18 protein-coding genes are annotated in these 17,754 nt (G+C 67.8%); 12 read left to right on the forward strand and 6 right to left on the reverse strand.

Annotated features, from left to right (window positions below; genetic code table 11):
• Nucleotides 1-103: 103 nt before the first annotated feature.
• From AMYAL_RS0144455 to AMYAL_RS0144475, 5 genes are read left to right on the forward strand one after another with little or no spacing between them, the layout of a single operon-like run.
• Nucleotides 104-1,258 (forward strand): CaiB/BaiF CoA transferase family protein, encoded by a 1,155-nt coding sequence (locus tag AMYAL_RS0144455; RefSeq protein ID WP_020637780.1) that lies wholly within the window; start codon nt 104-106, stop codon nt 1,256-1,258.
• Between the two features lie 11 nt (nt 1,259-1,269).
• Nucleotides 1,270-2,037 carry a crotonase/enoyl-CoA hydratase family protein gene (locus AMYAL_RS0144460; RefSeq protein ID WP_020637781.1) on the forward strand — a complete coding sequence of 256 codons (768 nt, stop codon included), beginning with the start codon at nt 1,270-1,272 and terminating at the stop codon, nt 2,035-2,037.
• A gap of 1 nt (nt 2,038) precedes the next feature.
• The gene (locus AMYAL_RS0144465) at nt 2,039-2,785 is read left to right on the forward strand and encodes an acetoacetate decarboxylase (RefSeq protein ID WP_020637782.1); all 747 of its coding nucleotides are present in this window, start codon (nt 2,039-2,041) and stop codon (nt 2,783-2,785) included.
• On the forward strand, nt 2,782-3,708 hold the full coding sequence (locus AMYAL_RS0144470; RefSeq protein ID WP_020637783.1) for a 3-hydroxyacyl-CoA dehydrogenase NAD-binding domain-containing protein: 927 nt from the start codon (nt 2,782-2,784) through the stop codon (nt 3,706-3,708). Before AMYAL_RS0144465 ends, AMYAL_RS0144470 begins: the two co-directional genes overlap by 4 nt.
• A gap of 1 nt (nt 3,709) precedes the next feature.
• Nucleotides 3,710-4,903, forward strand: a complete 1,194-nt coding sequence (locus AMYAL_RS0144475) for an acyl-CoA dehydrogenase family protein (RefSeq protein WP_020637784.1) — start codon at nt 3,710-3,712, stop codon at nt 4,901-4,903.
• A 72-nt stretch (nt 4,904-4,975) separates the two neighbouring features.
• On the opposite strand, the gene AMYAL_RS0144480 is transcribed toward AMYAL_RS0144475, so the two are convergent.
• The 4 genes from AMYAL_RS0144480 to dprE2 all read right to left on the reverse strand — a co-directional run bounded on the left by AMYAL_RS0144480 (nt 4,976) and on the right by dprE2 (nt 9,513).
• Nucleotides 4,976-6,367: a neutral zinc metallopeptidase gene (locus AMYAL_RS0144480; RefSeq protein ID WP_026467969.1), complete on the reverse strand. Its 1,392-nt coding sequence runs from the start codon at nt 6,365-6,367 to the stop codon at nt 4,976-4,978.
• A 26-nt stretch (nt 6,368-6,393) separates the two neighbouring features.
• Nucleotides 6,394-7,278, reverse strand: a complete 885-nt coding sequence (locus AMYAL_RS0144485; RefSeq protein ID WP_020637786.1) for a hypothetical protein — start codon at nt 7,276-7,278, stop codon at nt 6,394-6,396.
• 114 nt (nt 7,279-7,392) lie between these two features.
• The gene (locus AMYAL_RS0144490) at nt 7,393-8,595 is read right to left on the reverse strand and encodes an LCP family protein (protein WP_020637787.1); all 1,203 of its coding nucleotides are present in this window, start codon (nt 8,593-8,595) and stop codon (nt 7,393-7,395) included.
• Between the two features lie 174 nt (nt 8,596-8,769).
• Nucleotides 8,770-9,513: a decaprenylphospho-beta-D-erythro-pentofuranosid-2-ulose 2-reductase gene (dprE2, locus tag AMYAL_RS0144495; RefSeq protein ID WP_026467970.1), complete on the reverse strand. Its 744-nt coding sequence runs from the start codon at nt 9,511-9,513 to the stop codon at nt 8,770-8,772.
• 91 nt (nt 9,514-9,604) lie between these two features.
• Between dprE2 and AMYAL_RS0144500 the strand changes: the two genes are divergently transcribed.
• Nucleotides 9,605-10,240, forward strand: a complete 636-nt coding sequence (locus AMYAL_RS0144500; protein WP_020637789.1) for a TetR/AcrR family transcriptional regulator — start codon at nt 9,605-9,607, stop codon at nt 10,238-10,240.
• 89 nt (nt 10,241-10,329) lie between these two features.
• The gene (locus AMYAL_RS0144505) at nt 10,330-11,844 is read left to right on the forward strand and encodes an MDR family MFS transporter (RefSeq protein ID WP_020637790.1); all 1,515 of its coding nucleotides are present in this window, start codon (nt 10,330-10,332) and stop codon (nt 11,842-11,844) included.
• A 94-nt stretch (nt 11,845-11,938) separates the two neighbouring features.
• Here the strand turns inward: AMYAL_RS0144505 and AMYAL_RS0144510 are convergent, their stop codons facing one another.
• Nucleotides 11,939-12,190 carry a WhiB family transcriptional regulator gene (locus AMYAL_RS0144510; RefSeq protein ID WP_020637791.1) on the reverse strand — a complete coding sequence of 84 codons (252 nt, stop codon included), beginning with the start codon at nt 12,188-12,190 and terminating at the stop codon, nt 11,939-11,941.
• A 190-nt stretch (nt 12,191-12,380) separates the two neighbouring features.
• Here AMYAL_RS0144510 and shbA point away from each other — a divergent pair, with 190 nt between their 5' ends.
• Nucleotides 12,381-13,568, forward strand: a complete 1,188-nt coding sequence (shbA, locus tag AMYAL_RS50930) for an RNA polymerase sigma factor ShbA (protein WP_020637792.1) — start codon at nt 12,381-12,383, stop codon at nt 13,566-13,568.
• A 138-nt stretch (nt 13,569-13,706) separates the two neighbouring features.
• A complete protein-coding gene (locus tag AMYAL_RS48150) occupies nt 13,707-14,429 on the forward strand; it encodes a DUF4190 domain-containing protein (protein ID WP_143267934.1) in 723 nt (240 codons plus the stop codon).
• A 48-nt stretch (nt 14,430-14,477) separates the two neighbouring features.
• Here AMYAL_RS48150 and AMYAL_RS0144525 read toward each other — a convergent pair whose 3' ends face one another.
• Nucleotides 14,478-15,059 carry a hypothetical protein gene (locus tag AMYAL_RS0144525; RefSeq protein ID WP_020637794.1) on the reverse strand — a complete coding sequence of 194 codons (582 nt, stop codon included), beginning with the start codon at nt 15,057-15,059 and terminating at the stop codon, nt 14,478-14,480.
• A 224-nt stretch (nt 15,060-15,283) separates the two neighbouring features.
• Between AMYAL_RS0144525 and AMYAL_RS0144530 the strand changes: the two genes are divergently transcribed.
• The 3 genes from AMYAL_RS0144530 to AMYAL_RS49010 all read left to right on the forward strand — a co-directional run bounded on the left by AMYAL_RS0144530 (nt 15,284) and on the right by AMYAL_RS49010 (nt 17,627).
• On the forward strand, nt 15,284-15,562 hold the full coding sequence (locus AMYAL_RS0144530; protein WP_020637795.1) for a DUF3892 domain-containing protein: 279 nt from the start codon (nt 15,284-15,286) through the stop codon (nt 15,560-15,562).
• 477 nt (nt 15,563-16,039) lie between these two features.
• A complete protein-coding gene (locus AMYAL_RS0144535; RefSeq protein ID WP_020637796.1) occupies nt 16,040-16,240 on the forward strand; it encodes a hypothetical protein in 201 nt (66 codons plus the stop codon).
• A 1,177-nt stretch (nt 16,241-17,417) separates the two neighbouring features.
• On the forward strand, nt 17,418-17,627 hold the full coding sequence (locus AMYAL_RS49010; protein WP_084702287.1) for a DUF397 domain-containing protein: 210 nt from the start codon (nt 17,418-17,420) through the stop codon (nt 17,625-17,627).
• Nucleotides 17,628-17,754: the final 127 nt, after the last annotated feature.

The raw sequence follows: 17,754 nt of genomic DNA on the forward strand, positions 1-17,754 counted from the left end.
ATGACCACCCCGGTCATACCATTCTTCGTTTCTTGATCATTCCCTTTATCGCTATTCGCGCCTAACTTCGGTTGTAGAGCGAACAACGGCGAAGGGAAGCAAAATGACTCAGACCGCCACCGGACCACTGGACGGCGTTCGCGTGATCGACCTCTCGACGGTCGTCATGGGCCCGTACGCCGCGCAGATCCTCGGCGACCTCGGCGCCGACGTGATCAAGATCGAGTCGCCCGCCGACACCGTCCGGGTGGGCAAGTTCCGCACGACGCCGGGGATGACGCCGCTCAACCTGAACGTGAACCGCAACAAGCGCAGCGTCGCCCTCAACCTCAAGGACGAGGAGCAGCGCGAGCAGGCGCTCGAGCTGATCGACACCGCCGACGTGCTGATCACCAACATGCGACCGGGCGCGCTGAGCAGGCTCGGCATGAACTACGCCGACGTCGCCGCGCGCAACCCCGGCCTGGTCTACGCCCACGCCCAAGGCTTCCGCGGCGACTCCGATCGCGCGGGCCACGCCGCCTACGACGAGACCGTGCAGGCGTCGTCCGGCCTGGTCGACGTCGCGAATCGCGCGCTGGGCAAGCCGGTGTACCTGCCGACGATCATCGGCGACAAGGTCTCCTCCCTGACCATCGCCTACACCGTCCTCGCGGCGCTGGTGCACCGCGACAGGACCGGCGAAGGCCAGCGGGTCGAGATCCCGATGACCGACACGCTGATCGCGTTCAACCTGGTCGAACATCTCGCCGGACATGTCTTCGAGCCCGCCGAGGGCCCGACCGGTTTCGGTCCCTCGATGAACCCAGGGCATCAGGCCGTGCACACCAAGGACGGCATGGCCTGCGTGATCCCCTACAACCCGCAGAACTTCCGCGACTTCTTCCACGCCGCCGGGCGGCCGGACCTGGCCGAGGACCCGCGGGTCAACGGCGACGCGATCGACGGCGCCGACCACGAGGCACTGGCCGCGATGATCGCCGAATGCGCACCGGCGCTGACCACCGCGGAGTGGACCGAAGTCTGCGCGAAGCACAGCATCCCGATGGCCCCGGTCCTCGAACTGGACAAGGCGCAGGACGACGACTACGTCCGCGACGGTCACCTGCTCGACGTCGTCGAGCACCCGAGCGAGGGCTCGATCCGCACCATCGGCATCCCGGTGAACTTCTCCGCGACCCCCGGTTCCGTGCGGCGCCTGGCCCCTCTGCCGGGTCAGGACACCGAAGACGTCCTGCGCGAACTCGCCACCCGCTGAAAGAAGAAGCCATGAGCACCAACGAAGTAAGGACAGAACGGGTCGGCACCACGCTGCTGATCACGATCGACCGGCCGCAGGCCCGCAACGCGGTGAACGCCGCGGTCGCGGCAGGCCTGGCCGAAGCGCTGGACCTGGTGGAATCCGATCCTGGCCTGCGGGCCGGGGTCCTGACCGGCGCCGACGGCTCGTTCAGCGCCGGAATGGACCTCAAGGCGGCGCTGAAGGGCGAGTCACCGGACATCCCCGGTCGCGGGTTCGGCGGGCTGACCGAGGCCGGGTTGTCGAAGCCGCTGATCGCGGCCGTCGAAGGCTGGGCCATGGGCGGCGGGTTCGAACTGGCGCTGGGCTGCGACCTGATCGTCGCCGCCGAGGACGCGAAGTTCGGCTTGCCCGAGGTCAAACGCGGGCTGATCGCCGCCGGCGGCGGTGTGATCCGGCTGCCGAAGCGGATCCCGCATCACCTGGCGATGGAGTTCCTGCTCACCGGCGAGCCGATCGGTGCCGAACGCGCCGGGCGGCTGGGGCTGGTGAACCGGGTCGTCCCGAACGGCGAGGCCGCCGCCGTCGCGCTGCAACTGGCCGACCAGGTGGCCGCCAACGCTCCCCTGGCGCTGGCCCTGGTCAAGAAGATCGTCCGCGCGGCGGACGGCGTTCCCGACGCGCAAGCGTTTGCCACCCAGCGTTCGGCGATGCCGTCGCTGATGAAGTCGGCCGACGTCCGCGAGGGCATGCGGGCCTTTGCCGAACGCCGCGCTCCACAGTGGACTGGTGAGTGAAATGAAGCAGCAAGAAGTCCTCCAGCACGTGACCACCCCGCTCACGAACCCGGCGTACGCGCCGGTGGTGCCCCGGTTCACGAACCGCGAGTACCTGAACATCGTCTACCGCACCGACGCCGACGCCCTGCGCGCCGTCGTGCCGGAGCCCCTGGAAATCGACGAGCCGCTGGTGCGGTTCGAGGTGATGAAGATGGGCGACGTCAGCGGATACGGGCCCTACACCGAGTCCGGGCAGGCGATCCCGGTGAACTTCGAGGGCGAACGCGGCGAGTACCTGCACGCGATGTACCTCGACAACTTCCCGGCCACCGCGTCCGGCCGCGAGATCAGCGCCTATCCGAAAACCATCGGCTCGCCGGGGCTGTTCGCCGAGAACGGCGCGCTCGTCGGGACCCTCGACTACGGCAGCCAGCGGGTCGCGACCGCGACCATGGGCTACAAGCACCACCGGCTGGACGTCCGCGCGGCCGAAGCGCAGATCACCGTGCCGACGTTCATGCTCAAGACCATCCCGGACTACGACGGTTCGCCGCGGGTCTTCGAACTGGTCCGCACCGAGATCACCGATGTGGTGGTCAAGGAGGCGTGGACCGGGCCCGCGCGGCTGCAACTGTTCCAGCACGTCCTGGCCCCGCTCGCCGATCTCCCGGTGCTGGAGGTCGTGTCCGCGAGCCACATCCTCACCGACCTGACGCTCGCCCCGGTCAAGCCGGTCTTCGACTACCTGAAGGGAGCGCGGTCATGACTTTTCGCACCGCCGCGGTGATCGGCGCGGGCACGATCGGCCTGTCGTGGACGGCGTTGTTCGCGGCACACGACATGGAGGTCTGGGTTACGGACCCGCGGCCGGATCTCGCCGACGCCGTCGACGGCGCGCTGGAGGCGTTCGCCCCGCATCTCGGCCGGGACGTCGCGGACCTCGCCCCTCGCGTCCACCTCGCCGCTGACGTCTCCGAAGCCGTCCGGAACGCGGATGTCGTGCAGGAGAACGGACCGGAGAGCGTCGAGTTCAAGAAGGACCTGTTCGCGACTCTGGTCCGCGAGGCGCCCTCGCACGCGCTGCTGCTCAGCTCGTCTTCGGCGATCCCCTCGACGGCGTTCGCGGGAGACCTCGACGACGCGTCGCGAGTCCTCATCGGCCACCCGTTCAACCCGCCGCACCTGATCCCGCTGGTCGAGGTCGTGCCCGGCGAGCGCACGAGCACCGGGTCGGTGGACCGCGCCGTCGAGTTCTACCGGTTCGTCGGCCGCACCCCGGTGGTCGAACGCAAGGAGATCCCCGGCTTCGTCGGCAACCGGCTGCAGAACGCGCTGAGCCGTGAGGCGATCTACCTGGTGGAACAAGGTGTCGTGTCACCGTCCGAACTGGACGCGGTGATGACGAACTCGCTCGGCATCCGCTGGTCCACGGTCGGGCCGTTCCTCGGCTCGCATCTGGGCGGCGGCCCCGGCGGCTACCGGCACATGACCGAGCACATCGGCAAGTCGATGAAGAAGATGTGGGCCGGCCTCGGCCAGCCCTCGCAGTCCCCCGAAGAACAGGAACGGCTCATCGAAGCCGTGGAATCCGCTTACGGCTCCTCCACGTACTCGGAACTCGCCGAGACGCGCGACCGCAAGCAGCTCGCGGTGCTGTCCGCTTTGGACACCGCCAAGGAGGAGAACTGACATGACCGGCACACTCAAAGAGCAACTGACCGCAGACTTCTACGACTACGAAGCCCTGCTGCCCGACGAGGAGCGCAAGCTGCTGCTCAAGGCGCGCGACTTCATGCGCACCGAGGTCAAACCGCTCGTGAACGAGAACTGGGCCAAGGGCGAGTTCCCGCACGAGCTCATCGGCAAGTTCCGCGAACAGGGCCTCGCCGGGCTGCCCTACGAGGGCTACGGCGAGCACCTCCCCGCCACGAGCCACCTGCTCAGCGGCATGATGGCGATGGAGATGACCCGCACGGACCCGTCCGTGGCCACGTTCTTCGGTGTCCACAACGGACTCGCGATGTACAGCATCTACTCGGGCGGTGACCAGGAGCAGCGTGACCGCTGGCTCCCGTCGATGGCGGCGATGGACAAGATCGGCGCGTTCGCGATGACCGAGCCGCTCGGCGGTTCCGACGTCGCGGGCGGCATGCGCACCACGGCGCGGCGCGACGGTGACACCTGGATCCTCAACGGCGCCAAGAAGTGGATCGGCAACGCGACCTTCGCCGACCTGGTCATCGTGTGGGCCCGCGACGAGGAGGACAACAACGTCAAGGGTTTCGTGGTCGAGAAGGACTCGCCGGGGTTCGTCCCGGTGAAGATCGAGAACAAGTTCGCGTTCCGCATCGTGGAGAACGCGGAGATCACGCTGACCGACGTCCGCGTGCCGGAGGCCAACCGGCTCCACGGCATCGACTCGTTCCGCGACGTCGCCGAGATCCTGCGCGCGACCCGCGGTGGCGTGGCCTGGCAGGCGCTGGGCGTGATGATCGGCGCCTACGAGCTCGCGCTGGACTACGCCAAGGAGCGCAAGCAGTTCGGCCGTCCGATCGCGCGGTTCCAGCTGGTGCAGGACCTGCTGGTGAAGAGCCTCGGCAACATCACCGCGTCGTGGGGCATGCTGGTGCAGCTGGCCCGGCTGCAGGACGCCGGGATCTTCAAGGACGAGCACTCGTCGCTGGCCAAGGCTTTCGTGACCTCGCGGATGCGGGAGGTCGTCGCCTGGGGCCGTGAGATCTTCGGCGGCAACGGAATCGTGCTGGACAACGACATCATGCGGTTCTTCACCGACGCCGAGGCGATCTACTCGTTCGAAGGCACCCGCGAGATGAACACACTGATCGTCGGTAAGGCTATCACCGGCCAAAGCGCCTTCGTATAAACCCGCGGCAAGTCCGTGAAGGCCTCCTTGAGGGACTCAGAGTCCCTCAAGGAGGCCTTCACGGACTTGCGTCTAGCGGTATTTGGTGCCGCAGGTGCCCTGGTCGCCGGAGGAGAGGCCGTCCCGGAAGGCGGCGACCCTGGCGAAGCCCGCCGGGAGCGTCCGGCCCTGGACGTCCGCCGCGATCAGGCTGTTCCGCGTCAGCATCTCGGCGATGGCCTCGTCGAGGTCGCCCGGCGACAAGGTGAGCGACCCGCGTTTGCCGTCCGCGATGGTCGAGGCCCAGTAGCCGGTGAGGCAGGCCGTGCGCTGCGCGGCCACCGGGCCGTCGAGCCGGAACCCGCCCTCCTGCTGGACGGCGAGGGTGTAACGCGACGCGACCTCGGCGAACGCGGCGAAGTCACCGATGCCGCCTTGCCGTCCCCTGCGCGGCGGGGTCCCGATGCGGACAAGACCGTCGAGGTCGAGGGCGATCTGGTTGGACTCCGGGCAGTACGACGCGAGCGAGTCCTCCGTCGTGACACCGCAGGCCGCTCCGGCGGTCAGCGTCGGCGGGGTGGCCGCGAGCCGGAAGGCCTGCCGGAGGCTGGTGGTGAGATCGGCCAGCGCCTCGCGATCGTCGAGACGGACGTTCGCCGCGGCCGACCCGGAACCGCCTTGTGTGCTGCGGCCCTCGATCTCCCGTTCGTCGATCATCGCGCAGCGGGCGGGCCCGTCGGTGAACCCGAACTGGAACGCGGAAACCCGGTCGAACGCGCTGCCGTGCGCGCCGTCGTCGTCGAACGCGACCCCGGCGGAGTCCCGGATCCGGAACAGCGCGGTGAGCACCTCGTTGAGCCCGCGGCCGGTGGAAACCTGGAACATCGCCGACTTGCCTTCGGCGACCCAGCGGAAGTACGCCCCGGTGTAGCAGTCGGCCTGTTGTTCCTTGACGATCGACGGTGTCGCGGCCGGGAGGCCCAGCCGGAACTGGACGGCGTGACCGATCTCGTGGGCGAGCACGGCCATGACCGCCGCCGATCCGATGGAGTCGCCGAGCGTCGGCAGCAGTTCCCCGCGATCCCACGCGACGACGTCTTCTCCCGCACAGTAGAAGGCGTTCACCAACCCGGCCGTCGAAGCTCCGCAGATCACCCGGCCGCGGCCCGCCGAATCGTACGAGGCGAGGGTGGCCAGCGGCCGGAAGTCGCGGTTGAAGACCGCCGGCAGATGCTCTCGCCAGTATCGCTGGACATCGGCGACGGCGTTGGCCGCGAGATTGTCGATCTCCCCGCCGTCCCCGCCGTCGACCGGGAGGGCGGCGTCGCGCACGCCGGGTTTGAGACCACTGGGGCCGTCGGTGATCTCGAGCCCGGCGACCCTGGTGGGATCCACCGGTTGTGCCGCTCCCCCTACAGTCGCGGCACAACCGGTGAGGAACAGAGACAGGCTCGCCACGATCGCCCAGCCGGACTGACGCTTCATCACACCATTCCCGTCTCTGCCGTCTGTCAACCGAAGAAGACCGAGCTGACCGTGTCGTCGAACCCGAGCTTCGCGAGATCCTTGACGTCCCCGTCGATGACGAGGGACTTGCCCTTGCAGTCCTTTTCGGACCAGAGCTTGAGCGAACCGGACGCGGAGACCGACGACGTCACGTCCGGACGGGCGACGTTCTGGCAGCCCTTGCCCGCGAGCCCCTGCGACGGTTCATCGTCGCTGAAGTTCTTGCCGTCGAAGAGAATCGCGCTCGACGCGGGCTTCTGCGGCGACGTGCTCTCGTCCGGCTGCCCGCCCTGCGCCTTCTGGCCGTTCGGCGCGAGCCCGAACCATGTTCCCCCGACACCCTGGCCGAGCGTGTCGCCGGGCTTGGCGTCCTTCGCGAACCGGTAGGCGGGCCAGCCGCCGACGGTCAGCTGCAAGGTGCCGTCGTCCCGCTTGACCGTGCCGACGGCGGATTTCCTGACCCCGGCGAGGAAAACCTTGCTGCCCGGCGTGACCAGCACCGGCGGCCACGTCTTGGCGCAGTCGCCGTTGCAGGTCGACTTCGACGGCTTGGCGGTGTCCTTGTCGAAGCGGTACAACGTCAGGCCCGCGCCGTTGACGACCACCGGATCGAGGTTTCCCGCCTTGGCCGCCTTGAGCTGCACCCATTTGCGGGCGACGTTCTGGTCCGCGGTGCCGGGCGTCCCGTCCGGCCCGGTCGCCCAGTCACCGGTCTTGGGCTGCGCGTTGTTGGCCTTCGCGCTCCCCGCGAGGAAGGACAACTCGCCGGCGACCTGTTCGACCGGCGCCGGGTCCTGCCGCGGCGCGGCTTCCCTTGTACCGCAAGCCGCGAGCGACAACGCCCCCGCGGCGACGAGCACGGCGACCGGCACGATCCGTTTGCTGAGCACGATTCCTTCTCCCCTGCACCCTGGGTTCCGGGCTGTCCGGAACTCCCCTACGCCATCGACACGGACGGCGATGCGATGCGGTTCAAAAGAATCTTGGAAAAGTTTCCGTGCGGCTCAGTTGACGCAGCCGGCCATCGCGGACGGCGCGGCAGGAGTCGAGGAAGACGAAGGCGGGGCGGCGACCGACGAAGTGGCCGCCACCGGCTTGACCCCGATCCCACCGGTCGGCTCCCCCACCGCGGCGACGGTCGTCGACGTCAGCGCGGACTTCACGAACGCCTTCACCGCGGCCGGGTCCACCTTCACCGCGTCGCCGTCGGACGGCGTCGGCAGCGAAAGGCTCTGGACCGGGATCGTCTGGAATTTGATCGCGCCCGAACTCATCCCCCGCAGCTGCTGCGCGAAGCTCAGCACGTCCCAGCCGCGGTCGAGCACGACCGAACCCTGGATCGCGCCGATCAGCGCGCTCAGCCGGGTGGGGTCGGTGAAGGTCCCGGCGTCCAGCATGGTCTTGGCCATGCTGGACAGGAACGCCTGCTGCCGCGCGATGCGGTCGAGGTCGCTGGGCAGCCCGTGCCGCTGCCGCACGAAGGCGAGCGCCTGCGCGCCGGAAAGCAGCTGCTTGCCAGCCGGGAACGAAGCCCCCGAGAACTTGTCCTGTACCGGGGCCTTGAGGCAGACCTCGACCCCGCCGACGGCCTCGCTCAGCGCGGAGAACCCGGCGAGGTTGACCGCCGCGTAGTGGTTGATGCTGAGCCCGGTGAACTGCTCGATCGTCTGGATCGTGAGTTTCGCGCCCGCTTCGTTGGCCTTGACCTCGAGCTGCGGGCCGCTCAGGCCTTGGGCGCGCAGCGAGCTCATCGCGGCGTTCTTGCCGCGGCTGTACGCCGAGTTGATCTTGTGCTTGCCGAACCCGCCCGCGATGTCCACATAGGAATCGCGCGGGATGGAGATGGCGGTCGCCGCGGCGCCGCCCGCCGGGATGTGGACCACGATCATGGTGTCGGTGGTGTCACCGCCGTCGTCGCCGTTCCCGGCGTGCAGCGCGTCGAGGACGTTCTGCGGCAACGGGTTCCCGTTGGTGTCGGTCCGCGAGTCGATGCCGACGAGCAGGATGTTCTGCGCCACCTGCAGCGGTTGCCCCGGCGGGCCGTCGGGCACCTGGGCGGACGGCGCGATCACGTCGGCCGTGACGATCCCCGCGTCCAAACGGCTCAACTGCGTCCACGCGAAGCCCGTGACACCCAGTACTGCCGCCGACACCAGGCCCAGTGCGACGCGGCCGCCGATCCGCCGTCCTCGCGACGTGAGCAGCACGACCTTCTCCCCGCTTCCGTGAATGATCCCCCGCGTTCGAGGATCACCGCGTTAGCTGGGAATTACCTGAGAAACGTGTCATAACCGGGTCTTAAAGCCCGTTCGGCCCAGCAGAAGTGATCAAGCAGACAACCGGTCGCGACAGCGGGTACCGGACCGATCGCACAGCGCTGGCTAGCGCGGCATCCGGCGCCAGATCGCGCGAGGCACCACGCGCATCACCGCGAACACGAGCCTCAGCAGTCCCGGCACCCACACGGTGTCCCGGCGTTTCCGTAGCCCGGCGACCGTCGCGTCGGCGACCTGATCCGGCGTGCTCGAGAACGGCGCCGGTGACATGCCCTCGGTCATCCGGCCGATCACGAAACCGGGCCGGACGAGCAGGAGGTGCGCACCGGTGCCGTGCAGGGCGTCGGCCAGACCGCTCGCGAAACCGTCGAGGCCCGCCTTCGCCGAACCGTAGACGTAGTTCGCCCGCCGGACCCGCACCCCGGCGACCGACGAGAACACCACGAGGCTTCCGTTTCCTTGCTCACGAAGCACAGTGGCCACATGTGTCAGCACACTCACATGAGCCACATAGTCGGTGTGCACGATCGCGACGGCGTGCTCGACGTCCGTTTCGGCCCGCGTCTGGTCGCCGAGGATCCCGAAAGCGGTGACGACGACGTCCAGCGGACCGTGGTCCGCGACGACCTTCTCCAGGAAGGGACCGTGCCCGGCGAGGTCGTCGGCGTCGAATTCGACGACATCGACCTTCTCCGCCCCCGCGGCGCGCAGCCGCTCGGACTCCGCGCCGAGGTCCGCGCTGCGCCGCGCGGCCAGCACGATCTCGCGCGCCCCGCCCTTGGCGAGCCGTTCCGCGACCGCGAGGCCGATCTCGCTGCGTCCGCCCAGTACCAGCACCGTTCCGCTCACCCGCCGCAGTCTGCCAGGCGGGATCCGGCCCGCCGCCGGTGGCACGGTTCACGAACTGCAATTTTGCAGTATCTGCACCTTTAGGCGTATCGTGGTCCTCGTGCCCGAACCCGTCAAAGGTCTCCGCGAGCGCAAGCGGCTGGAAACCCACCGCGCGCTGGCGACCACCGCCGTCCGGCTCGTCGCCGAACGCGGTCTGGACCAGGTGACGGTCGAGGACATCAGCGCGGCGGCGGGGGTCTCGCCGCGTACCTTCTTCAACTACTTCGCGTCCAAAGAGGACGCTGTCGTCATCGCGCACGCCGACAACGCCGAACGGTCGCAGCGCACCATCGAGATCTTCCTTGCCACACCGGAGGAAGTCCCCGCTCCACGCGCTTTCGTCGATGCGCTGAAACAGGACATCGTCCAGATCGACGAGAACCGCGAAGAGTGGCTCGGCCGGATGAAGGCGATCCAGGAGAACGCCACCCTGCATTCGCGCGCGGTGGCGATGAACCACGACACCATCGAGCCGGCGATCAAGGCGATCGCACGCCGCACCGGCGTGGACCCCAAGGCCGATCTGTATCCGACGTTGCTGCTTTCCGCGCTCGGCGGCGCGGTCAACGCCGCGCTCATCCTCTGGTACCAGCAGGACGGCCGGGTATCCGCGCTCGACCTGCTGGACGAAGCCGTCGAAATGCTTCTCGCCGGGCTCCCGGAGCCCGGCCGCCGCGCGCGCTGAACACGCCCGGCACCACAGGAACACGAAGGGGGACCACCATGTCCGTATCCACGACCGAACCACGAGAACCGGAGGCCCCGGCGGGCTCGATGAGCCGTAAACAGGTCCTCGAAGCGATGTCAGGGCTGATGCTGGGCATCTTCGTCGCCCTCCTCGCTTCGACGGTGGTCGCGAACGCGCTGCCGCGGATCGTGTCCGAACTGGGCGGCTCGCAGGCCTCCTACACCTGGGTGGTCACCACCGAACTGCTCGCGATGACCGCGACCGTTCCGCTCTGGGGCAAACTTTCCGACCTGTACAACAAAAAGCTGCTGATCCAGCTCTCGCTCGGGCTGTTCGTGATCGGTTCGCTGGTCGCCGGGTTCGCGGGCAACATCGAGCTCCTGATCGGCAGCCGGGTCGCCCAGGGCATCGGCGCGGGCGGGCTCACCGCGCTCGCGCAGGTGATCATGGCGACCATCGTCTCGCCGCGGGAGCTCGGTAAGTACTCGGGGGTCTTCGGCGCCGTGTTCGCCGTCGGGACCATCACCGGCCCGCTGATCGGCGGCGTCATGGTGGACACCTCGTGGCTCGGCTGGCGCTGGTGCTTCTTCCTGGGAGTCCCGTTCGCGGTCGCGGCGATCCTGCTGCTGCAGCGCACCCTGAACCTGCCGACGATCCGGCGTGAAGTGAAGGTCGACTACCTCGGCGCGTTCCTGATCATGGCCGGTGTCTCGACCCTGCTGGTCTGGTCCTCGCTGGCCGGGCACCAGTTCGCGTGGGGCTCGTGGTGGACCGTCGGGCTGGTGACCGCGGGTGTGGTGATCCTCGCCCTCGCCGTCTACGTCGAGTCGAAGGTGGCCGAGCCGATCCTGCCGCTGGGCCTGTTCCGCAACCACACGATCACCCTCTCCACGCTCGCGAGCTTCCTCGTCGGTATCGCGATGTTCGGCGGGACGGTGTTCCTGTCGCAGTACTCCCAGCTGTCGCTCGGCATGTCGCCGACGGCGGCCGGGCTGCTGAGCCTGCCGATGGTCCTCGGTCTTCTGGTGTCCTCCACGATCTCGGGCCAGCTGATCAGCCGGACCGGCAAGTGGAAGAGCCACCTGCTGATCGGCGCGACGCTGATGACCGCGGGCCTCGCCCTGCTGGGCACGATCGGCGCGTCGACGAACCTCGTCGTCCTCAGCGCGTACATGGCGCTGCTGGGCGTCGGCGTCGGCATGCTGATGCAGAACCTGGTCCTGGTGGCGCAGAACGACGTCGACGCGCACGACCTCGGCACGGCGACCTCCACGCTGTCGTTCTTCCGCAGTCTCGGCGGTTCGATCGGGGTGAGCGCGCTGGGCGCGGTGCTGGCGAACCGGGTCACCGCGCTGATCACCGAAGGCCTCGGCCCGCTGCCCGGCGGCGGCGAAGGCGGCGCGGTGCCGAACCTCGCCGCACTGCCCGAACCGGTCGCGAAGGTCGTCCGCGAGTCCTACGGGGAAGCGACCAGCGAGCTGTTCCTGATCTGCGCGCCGATCGCGCTGCTGGTCATCGTCGCCGTCGCCTTCCTCAAGCACAAGCCGCTCAAGACCCAGTCGGGCCACGAGCGGCTGGCCGAGGAGGCCGCCGCCGCCTGACCCACCACGAGAGGGGCCCGGTTCACCGAACCGGGCCCCTCTTTTCGCGCGCGCGAAAAGACCACAAGAATTCCTTCGCGCTGTCGAGTGGTTTTCAGGCGGCGTTGCCGACCTGGATCAGGCGGCGCCGTTCACCGCCGGTCAGCCCGCCGAAAACGCCATGGGCCAGACCGTTGTCCACGGCATAGGCCAGGCACGCCGACGCGACCGGGCACCGGGCGCAGACGGCCTTCGCCCTGGCAGCCTGCCGGGCGCCGGGACCGGTTTCGGTGACCGGGAAGAACAGTTCGGGATCCTCACCGCGGCAAGCGGCCTCCCCCAGGGCACCCACCATCCTCGTTTCCATTTTCCTATCACCTCCCTTTTTTCCGATTTTCCCTTCCACGTCAAACGACTTCCGTCCCGCCGCCGGGTATCCGCCCGGCCGCGCACCGCAAACATCACCTTGACCGAATCGTTACACTCAGCGGCCCGCTCACTGCACCTGTTCCTCGAGGGCATTCGCGTCAGGCGACTGGGAGCGGTGAGTGCGGGTGATGGGCCACGACGAGTTCGACGAGTTCTTCCACACCGAATTTCCGCTGCTCACCGGCTTTCTGTGCAAGGCGGGGTTTGCACTCGATCCGGCGCGCGACGCGGCGGCGGAAGCGATGCTCAACGCCTACGAGGACTGGCGGACCATCGCCCATCCGAGATCCTGGGTCCGCCGCGTCGGACATCGGCGGGCGAAGGAGCAGACCGCGGTCCGGGCGGACTGGGCCTTCGCCGACACGAGCAGGGAAGACAAACTCACCGTTCTCGCCGCCGAGGCGTCGTCCGTCCTGACCATGCTGGGGCTGCTGCCGAAACGCCAGCAGCTCGGCATGGCCTGGGCGCTGGACGGCTTCACGGCCCGGCAGATCGCGGGGGTGCTCGGGATCGCGGACGAAGCGGTGAGCGCGACCTTGCGTCACGCACACGGCCGCCTGGAGGAGCACGATCCCGAGTTCGTCGACCACCTGGACAGCGCCAACGGCGCCTTCGTCGACGCGCTGCGCGTGGGGCTCGACAGCGAGGACACCCTGACCCGGATCAAGAACCGCGCGATGATCCGGGAACTCGCGCTGGTCGAGCCCGGCGCCCCGGCCGAGGCCGAGCCCGAACAAGCGGCGCCGTCCCACTGGTACACCCTCGACTACACCCTCGACGGATCCGTGGCGGCCGCCGGACGAGGTGACCGGCAGGCGCTGGACCATCTGCTGGCCGCCATCCGCCCGCTGGTGATCCGGTACTGCCGGGCGCGGGTCGGCAGACAGGAACGGACCCACGCCTCGGCGGACGACGTCGCGCAGGAGGTCTGCGTCGCGATCCTCCGCGCGCTGCCCACCTACCGCGAACGCGGACGGCCCTTCCTCGCCTTCGTCTACGGCATCGCCCAGCACAAGGTCGCCGACGCCCGCCGTGCCGCCGCCCGTGACCGCTCCGAACCCGTCGCCGAGGTCCCCGACGGGGTCTCGGATTCCGCCGGTCCCGAAAAGCACGCGCTGCACAACGAATTGAGCGACCGGATGGGCGAATTGCTGCGGATCCTGCCGGACAGGCAGCGGGAGATCGTCGTATTGCGCATAGTCGTGGGCCTCTCGGCGGAAGAGACCGCCGGGGTGGTCGGTTCGACGGCGGGTGCCGTCAGGGTCGCGCAGCACCGGGCTTTGTCACGACTCCGCAAGATCCTCATCGAGGAATAAGCCATTACGGATACCTTATCGTTACGCCGTTTTCGTAACGCCCGCGTGAATCGCGGTGCGCGAAAATCGCGCACGATGGGACGTAACACGGGAATACGTCACACCGATCTCCACGCGAAGACATGCGAAAGGATCATCGTGACCACTCCTTCCCCGTACCCCTATCAGGCAGCACCCGTGGCCGCGCCTCCGCGCAACGGGTTGGGCACCGCGGGGTTCGTTCTCGGCCTCGTCGGGCTGCTGTTCTCCCCGATCCCGTTCATCGGCGTCATCGCATGGCCGCTCGTCATCGTCGGCATCATTCTCTCCGGGATCGGTTTCTCCCGCGCGAAAAGCGGTGTCGCGAACAACAAAGGCCTCGCGCTGACCGGCATCATCCTGTCCGCGATCGGGCTGGTCATCTGCATTCTCTGGACCGCCGTGTTCAGCAAGGCCGTCGTGGACGCCGCGAACTCGCTGCCGACAGCGCCGATGTCGGCGCCGGGCGCACCGCTGGGCAATGACGCCGGGACATCCGCGCTCGCCCCCGCTCAGGAACAGCCCGCTCAGGAACCGGTCACCGAGCACACCGTGGTCTACCGGGTGACCGGGACCGGCGGTGCCAAGGCGGGCAACATCACCTACACGACCGACGGGATGACCACCAGCAACCAGGAAGCCAACGTCAAGCTCCCGTGGGAGAAGACGATCAAACTGCCGGCGGGCAAATCCCTGCAGATGGTGAGCATCCTGGCGCAGGGCAGCGGCAAGGGTTCCATCAAGGTGACCATCGAGGTCGACGGCAAGCTCATCAAGGAAGCGAGCGCCCAGGAATACGGCGTCGCGCACGCGAACGAGAACATCGGTTCCCTCGGCAACTGAGCGGGTGGTGCAGGCCCTTTCGTACCGCGAAGGGCCTGCACCACTGCCTCAAGGACGGCAGCGTTCGGCGGTCGCCGCGGCCGTCTTCAACTCGGGACTCCCCACGATCGCCGCGACCGGATCGAGCGCGCCGTGCGTGTCCTTCTGGGCGGCGATGAGCCCCTCGACCGCACGGCCTTGCGCCGCGGTGTCGTTCTTCCCCGCGGCGTCCAAGTCAGCCTTGGCCTTCACGGTCTTGTCGCGTGCCGAGGTGTACTTCGTGAGGAAGTCCTGCTTCGCCGTATCCCCGGCGGGAACCGGTGCGGCGGGCAACGCGCTGAGACCGTCGACCGTCTTTCCCAGGATGGTCGCGTAGTGCCCGAGCTGATCGCTCGTGCTCTTCTTGATGGCCTCGAGCGTTTCGCCGCTCGCCGACGGCATCTTGTTGTTGCCGTCGATGAAATCGTGGACGGCGCCGCAGAACCCGTTCATCCAGGTCACCGTGACGGCCGGGTCGGCGGCGGAGGACGAAGGCGCCGATGGTGCCGGCGGCATCGCCTGTGGCGCCGGATCCGGGGCGCAGCCGGTCAGGGCGAACGCCATTCCGATCGCGGCCGCGACGACGGCCGGCGCTTTCCGGTCAGCACGCATGTCTGTTTCCCCTCTCTTTCCGGCAGGTGTTCCGGCCGGCGCGAGGACTTTGACACGGCGGAACGGGCGCGGTCTGCGTCATCTGACTCAGAACGGACGCCCCGCGCTCGAATTCGTAACGTTCGAGGCACGGCGGCCGGGCGGCGTAACGGGGTGCGGGCAAGCGGCGAGTACCGCATTACCCCCTGTTCACTTCGAGGACACCCAGCCGAAGAGGTAGCACCATGGCCATCAAGATCATCGCAGCGCGGCTCCAAGGCGGGAAGTTCCACGAGAACATCACGAAACTGCGCTGGGTCAACCCCGGCAGCGGCGAAACCGGCGAAAGTTTCGTTTCGGCGATCGTGGCGTGGATCGAAGACGACGACGGGAAGGCCTACGTGGACGAGGGGATCCACCGGGTGGCCGTGGAGATCATCAAACCGACCTTCGGCCCGAAGTTCCTGCGCACGCGGGCGGACGGGATCTGGAAGAACAACCTGGTGGAGCTTCCCCGCTTCTGAGGCGAGGCATCCACAAAGGACAACGGTCAAGGGATCATGAATCCCCTCCGCCACCGTGTCATCGAGCGTCGCGCGACACCGGATTCTGTCAGCACTCCCAATTCGACCTGGTCAGGCACGCTTCCAGGATCTTGCCGAACTCGACACGGGCGTCCCCATCGGTGGTGCACATCCGGATACCGGCCCGCTCGCGGAGCGGCGAGCGGGATCGACGTCTGCCCGCATCTGGTGCGCCAAGACCACGGCAGCGACGTGGCCAACCAGGTCGCCCGCCACCGGCATCGGGCCGACACGTGACTGGGCGCTGCAACGCCTCGAAATGCCGCTGTCGCCGGACGAACTGGCCACTCACGCGGCCGACGGCTGACCCAGCACCGCCTGCGGCGGGGCGATTCACGCACACCGATCCTGTTACCGGCCGGAGCCTGCGCCGCGGCGCTCTCCACGAGGGCGCAGCGGGACTACCCGGCATCGCCGATGCCTAGAACACCGCAAGCCGCGCAGTGCACCGCCGCGCAGATCTCCGGGAAGGCGGGGACCGAGGAGCGCGCCGGCCAGTCGCGCCGTCACTACCGCTGGCGCGACCGGCTGGACAAGCGCGGCCTGGTCGGCATGGGCACCGTCTGTAGCAGTCACGCAGATGGGTACGTTCTGCACAGGCGGGAGTACGCGTCATGAGAGCCCCTGCTCACAATGTGCCACCTCATCATCTGCACAAGACCGCTTGTCGCTCTGGTGTCACCGCACGACCGCGAGAGGTGTCCACACCGCTCACGGCCGCGCGTCCCCTTCGGTCAGGAGCCCGGCTAGCGCCTGGTGCGTTTGCCTGGTGGTGTAGCGCGGCCGCCTCGTGCCATATGGTCACGAAGTTTCCGGCGTTCGACCAAGCTGAGCGCGATGAGCGCCAGCTGGCCCCCGATGCCCAACGTGGCGGCTATCGCCGCGGTGCCGGTCAGCACGACGGCGATCAGCAATGCCAGGCGAAGGGTGGGTGGCCAGGACTGCAGGAGGCGTTCGAGCCGCCCGAACCATGTCGGGTCGACAAGCTCGTGGCGTCCGCCTCGGTCTTTACGGTGCTTCGCTTCCGGTTCCGGAGGCGTCGACGTCGGCGAGTCCGGCCCTGCTTCCGTTGCCGGGTCACCTGTTTGCCGGCCCGTCGGCCGTAGTCCAGCCGGTGACCCATGGATGACGAGGGTGATGCGAGGCACCTTCTGGGGTGACTTGCGCGGTGCTTCGTCTGGATTAGTCGGCGACGCGCCATCTATAGTGGGCACGCTGTAACTCCTCTTCTCTATGGGCGAGTTCAGCAGAGTCGGCTCCCTGTCGCGAGCAGGGAGCCGCACCTATTTGAGCCCTGTTTTCACAGCAGCTTTCCCAGGTGCGGTTAGTGCAGGATTCCGGCTCTTTAGCCAGTCTGCCGGGGGCCGGTTGCCCCGATCGACCGAGAGAGCCGCATGCGCTGAACGGTGGCCACGTAACGCCGAACGGTCGCGGTCGATACGCGCGGCGAATAGGCTGGAGCAAACCGCGATTATCCGAGTGACCGATTACCTGAATGCCGATGGGTTCACTCTTTAAGGCGCATTGTTACGTTCACTCGCGACGCGTAGTGGTTCCGGGGCCGCAATGCTGCTCTGTTCAGACGGTGGCGCCTACCACTCTCGGCCGAGTCGCCGATTAGTCGCCTGCTACCGATCGCAGCCGGTGGCAGCGCTCCGACTTGCGTCGCCGCAAGTGCCACAGGCTTCCTACCTGCGAGTATACCGCTTGTCGTGATCTACTGGAGGAGCGCACAGGAATAGTCGGGAAAAATGACTAATCGCAACGCTCAGGCTCGGGGGAGGCTGATTCGGACATGACTGACTTCAATCAGGGGCACGCGGACACCAACGACGGACATGCGCGGTGGGTGCGCTCCAGCTATTCAACACCCCACAATAACTGCGTGGAGCTGCTAATCCTCCGCTCCGGAGTCCGGGTGCGGGATTCGAAGGACGCCTGCGGTGAAACTCTGGCTTTCAGCCGTGAGGCCTGGGCGGCCTTCCTGTCTCGCATCATGCGCTAAGCTCTCGTCACAGACAGTTGCACGCGCCCCGGTCACGCATTTCATACGACCCGATCGATGGACCAGGTCGGCGGGAATGCATCTTTCAGTGGCCCTCGAAGGGCGAGTGTTCCTTCGTGAGGTGAGA

It is taken from the genome of Amycolatopsis alba DSM 44262, assembly GCF_000384215.1.
In the GTDB taxonomy this organism is placed as follows: domain Bacteria; phylum Actinomycetota; class Actinomycetes; order Mycobacteriales; family Pseudonocardiaceae; genus Amycolatopsis; species Amycolatopsis alba.

Bases quoted from the DNA above. Each gene is read 5' to 3' on its own strand.
- AMYAL_RS0144455 (WP_020637780.1), top strand. From the start codon at position 104: ATGACTCAGACCGCCACCGGACCACTGGACGGCGTTCGCGTGATCGAC.
- AMYAL_RS0144460 (WP_020637781.1), top strand. From the start codon at position 1,270: ATGAGCACCAACGAAGTAAGGACAGAACGGGTCGGCACCACGCTGCTG.
- AMYAL_RS0144465 (WP_020637782.1), top strand. From the start codon at position 2,039: ATGAAGCAGCAAGAAGTCCTCCAGCACGTGACCACCCCGCTCACGAAC.
- AMYAL_RS0144470 (WP_020637783.1), top strand. From the start codon at position 2,782: ATGACTTTTCGCACCGCCGCGGTGATCGGCGCGGGCACGATCGGCCTG.
- AMYAL_RS0144475 (WP_020637784.1), top strand. From the start codon at position 3,710: ATGACCGGCACACTCAAAGAGCAACTGACCGCAGACTTCTACGACTAC.
- AMYAL_RS0144480 (WP_026467969.1), bottom strand. From the start codon at position 6,367: ATGAAGCGTCAGTCCGGCTGGGCGATCGTGGCGAGCCTGTCTCTGTTC.
- AMYAL_RS0144505 (WP_020637790.1), top strand. From the start codon at position 10,330: ATGAGCCGTAAACAGGTCCTCGAAGCGATGTCAGGGCTGATGCTGGGC.
- AMYAL_RS0144510 (WP_020637791.1), bottom strand. From the start codon at position 12,190: ATGGAAACGAGGATGGTGGGTGCCCTGGGGGAGGCCGCTTGCCGCGGT.
- shbA (WP_020637792.1), top strand. From the start codon at position 12,381: ATGGGCCACGACGAGTTCGACGAGTTCTTCCACACCGAATTTCCGCTG.
- AMYAL_RS0144525 (WP_020637794.1), bottom strand. From the start codon at position 15,059: ATGCGTGCTGACCGGAAAGCGCCGGCCGTCGTCGCGGCCGCGATCGGA.
- AMYAL_RS0144530 (WP_020637795.1), top strand. From the start codon at position 15,284: ATGGCCATCAAGATCATCGCAGCGCGGCTCCAAGGCGGGAAGTTCCAC.
- AMYAL_RS0144535 (WP_020637796.1), top strand. From the start codon at position 16,040: ATGCCTAGAACACCGCAAGCCGCGCAGTGCACCGCCGCGCAGATCTCC.
- AMYAL_RS49010 (WP_084702287.1), top strand. From the start codon at position 17,418: ATGACTGACTTCAATCAGGGGCACGCGGACACCAACGACGGACATGCG.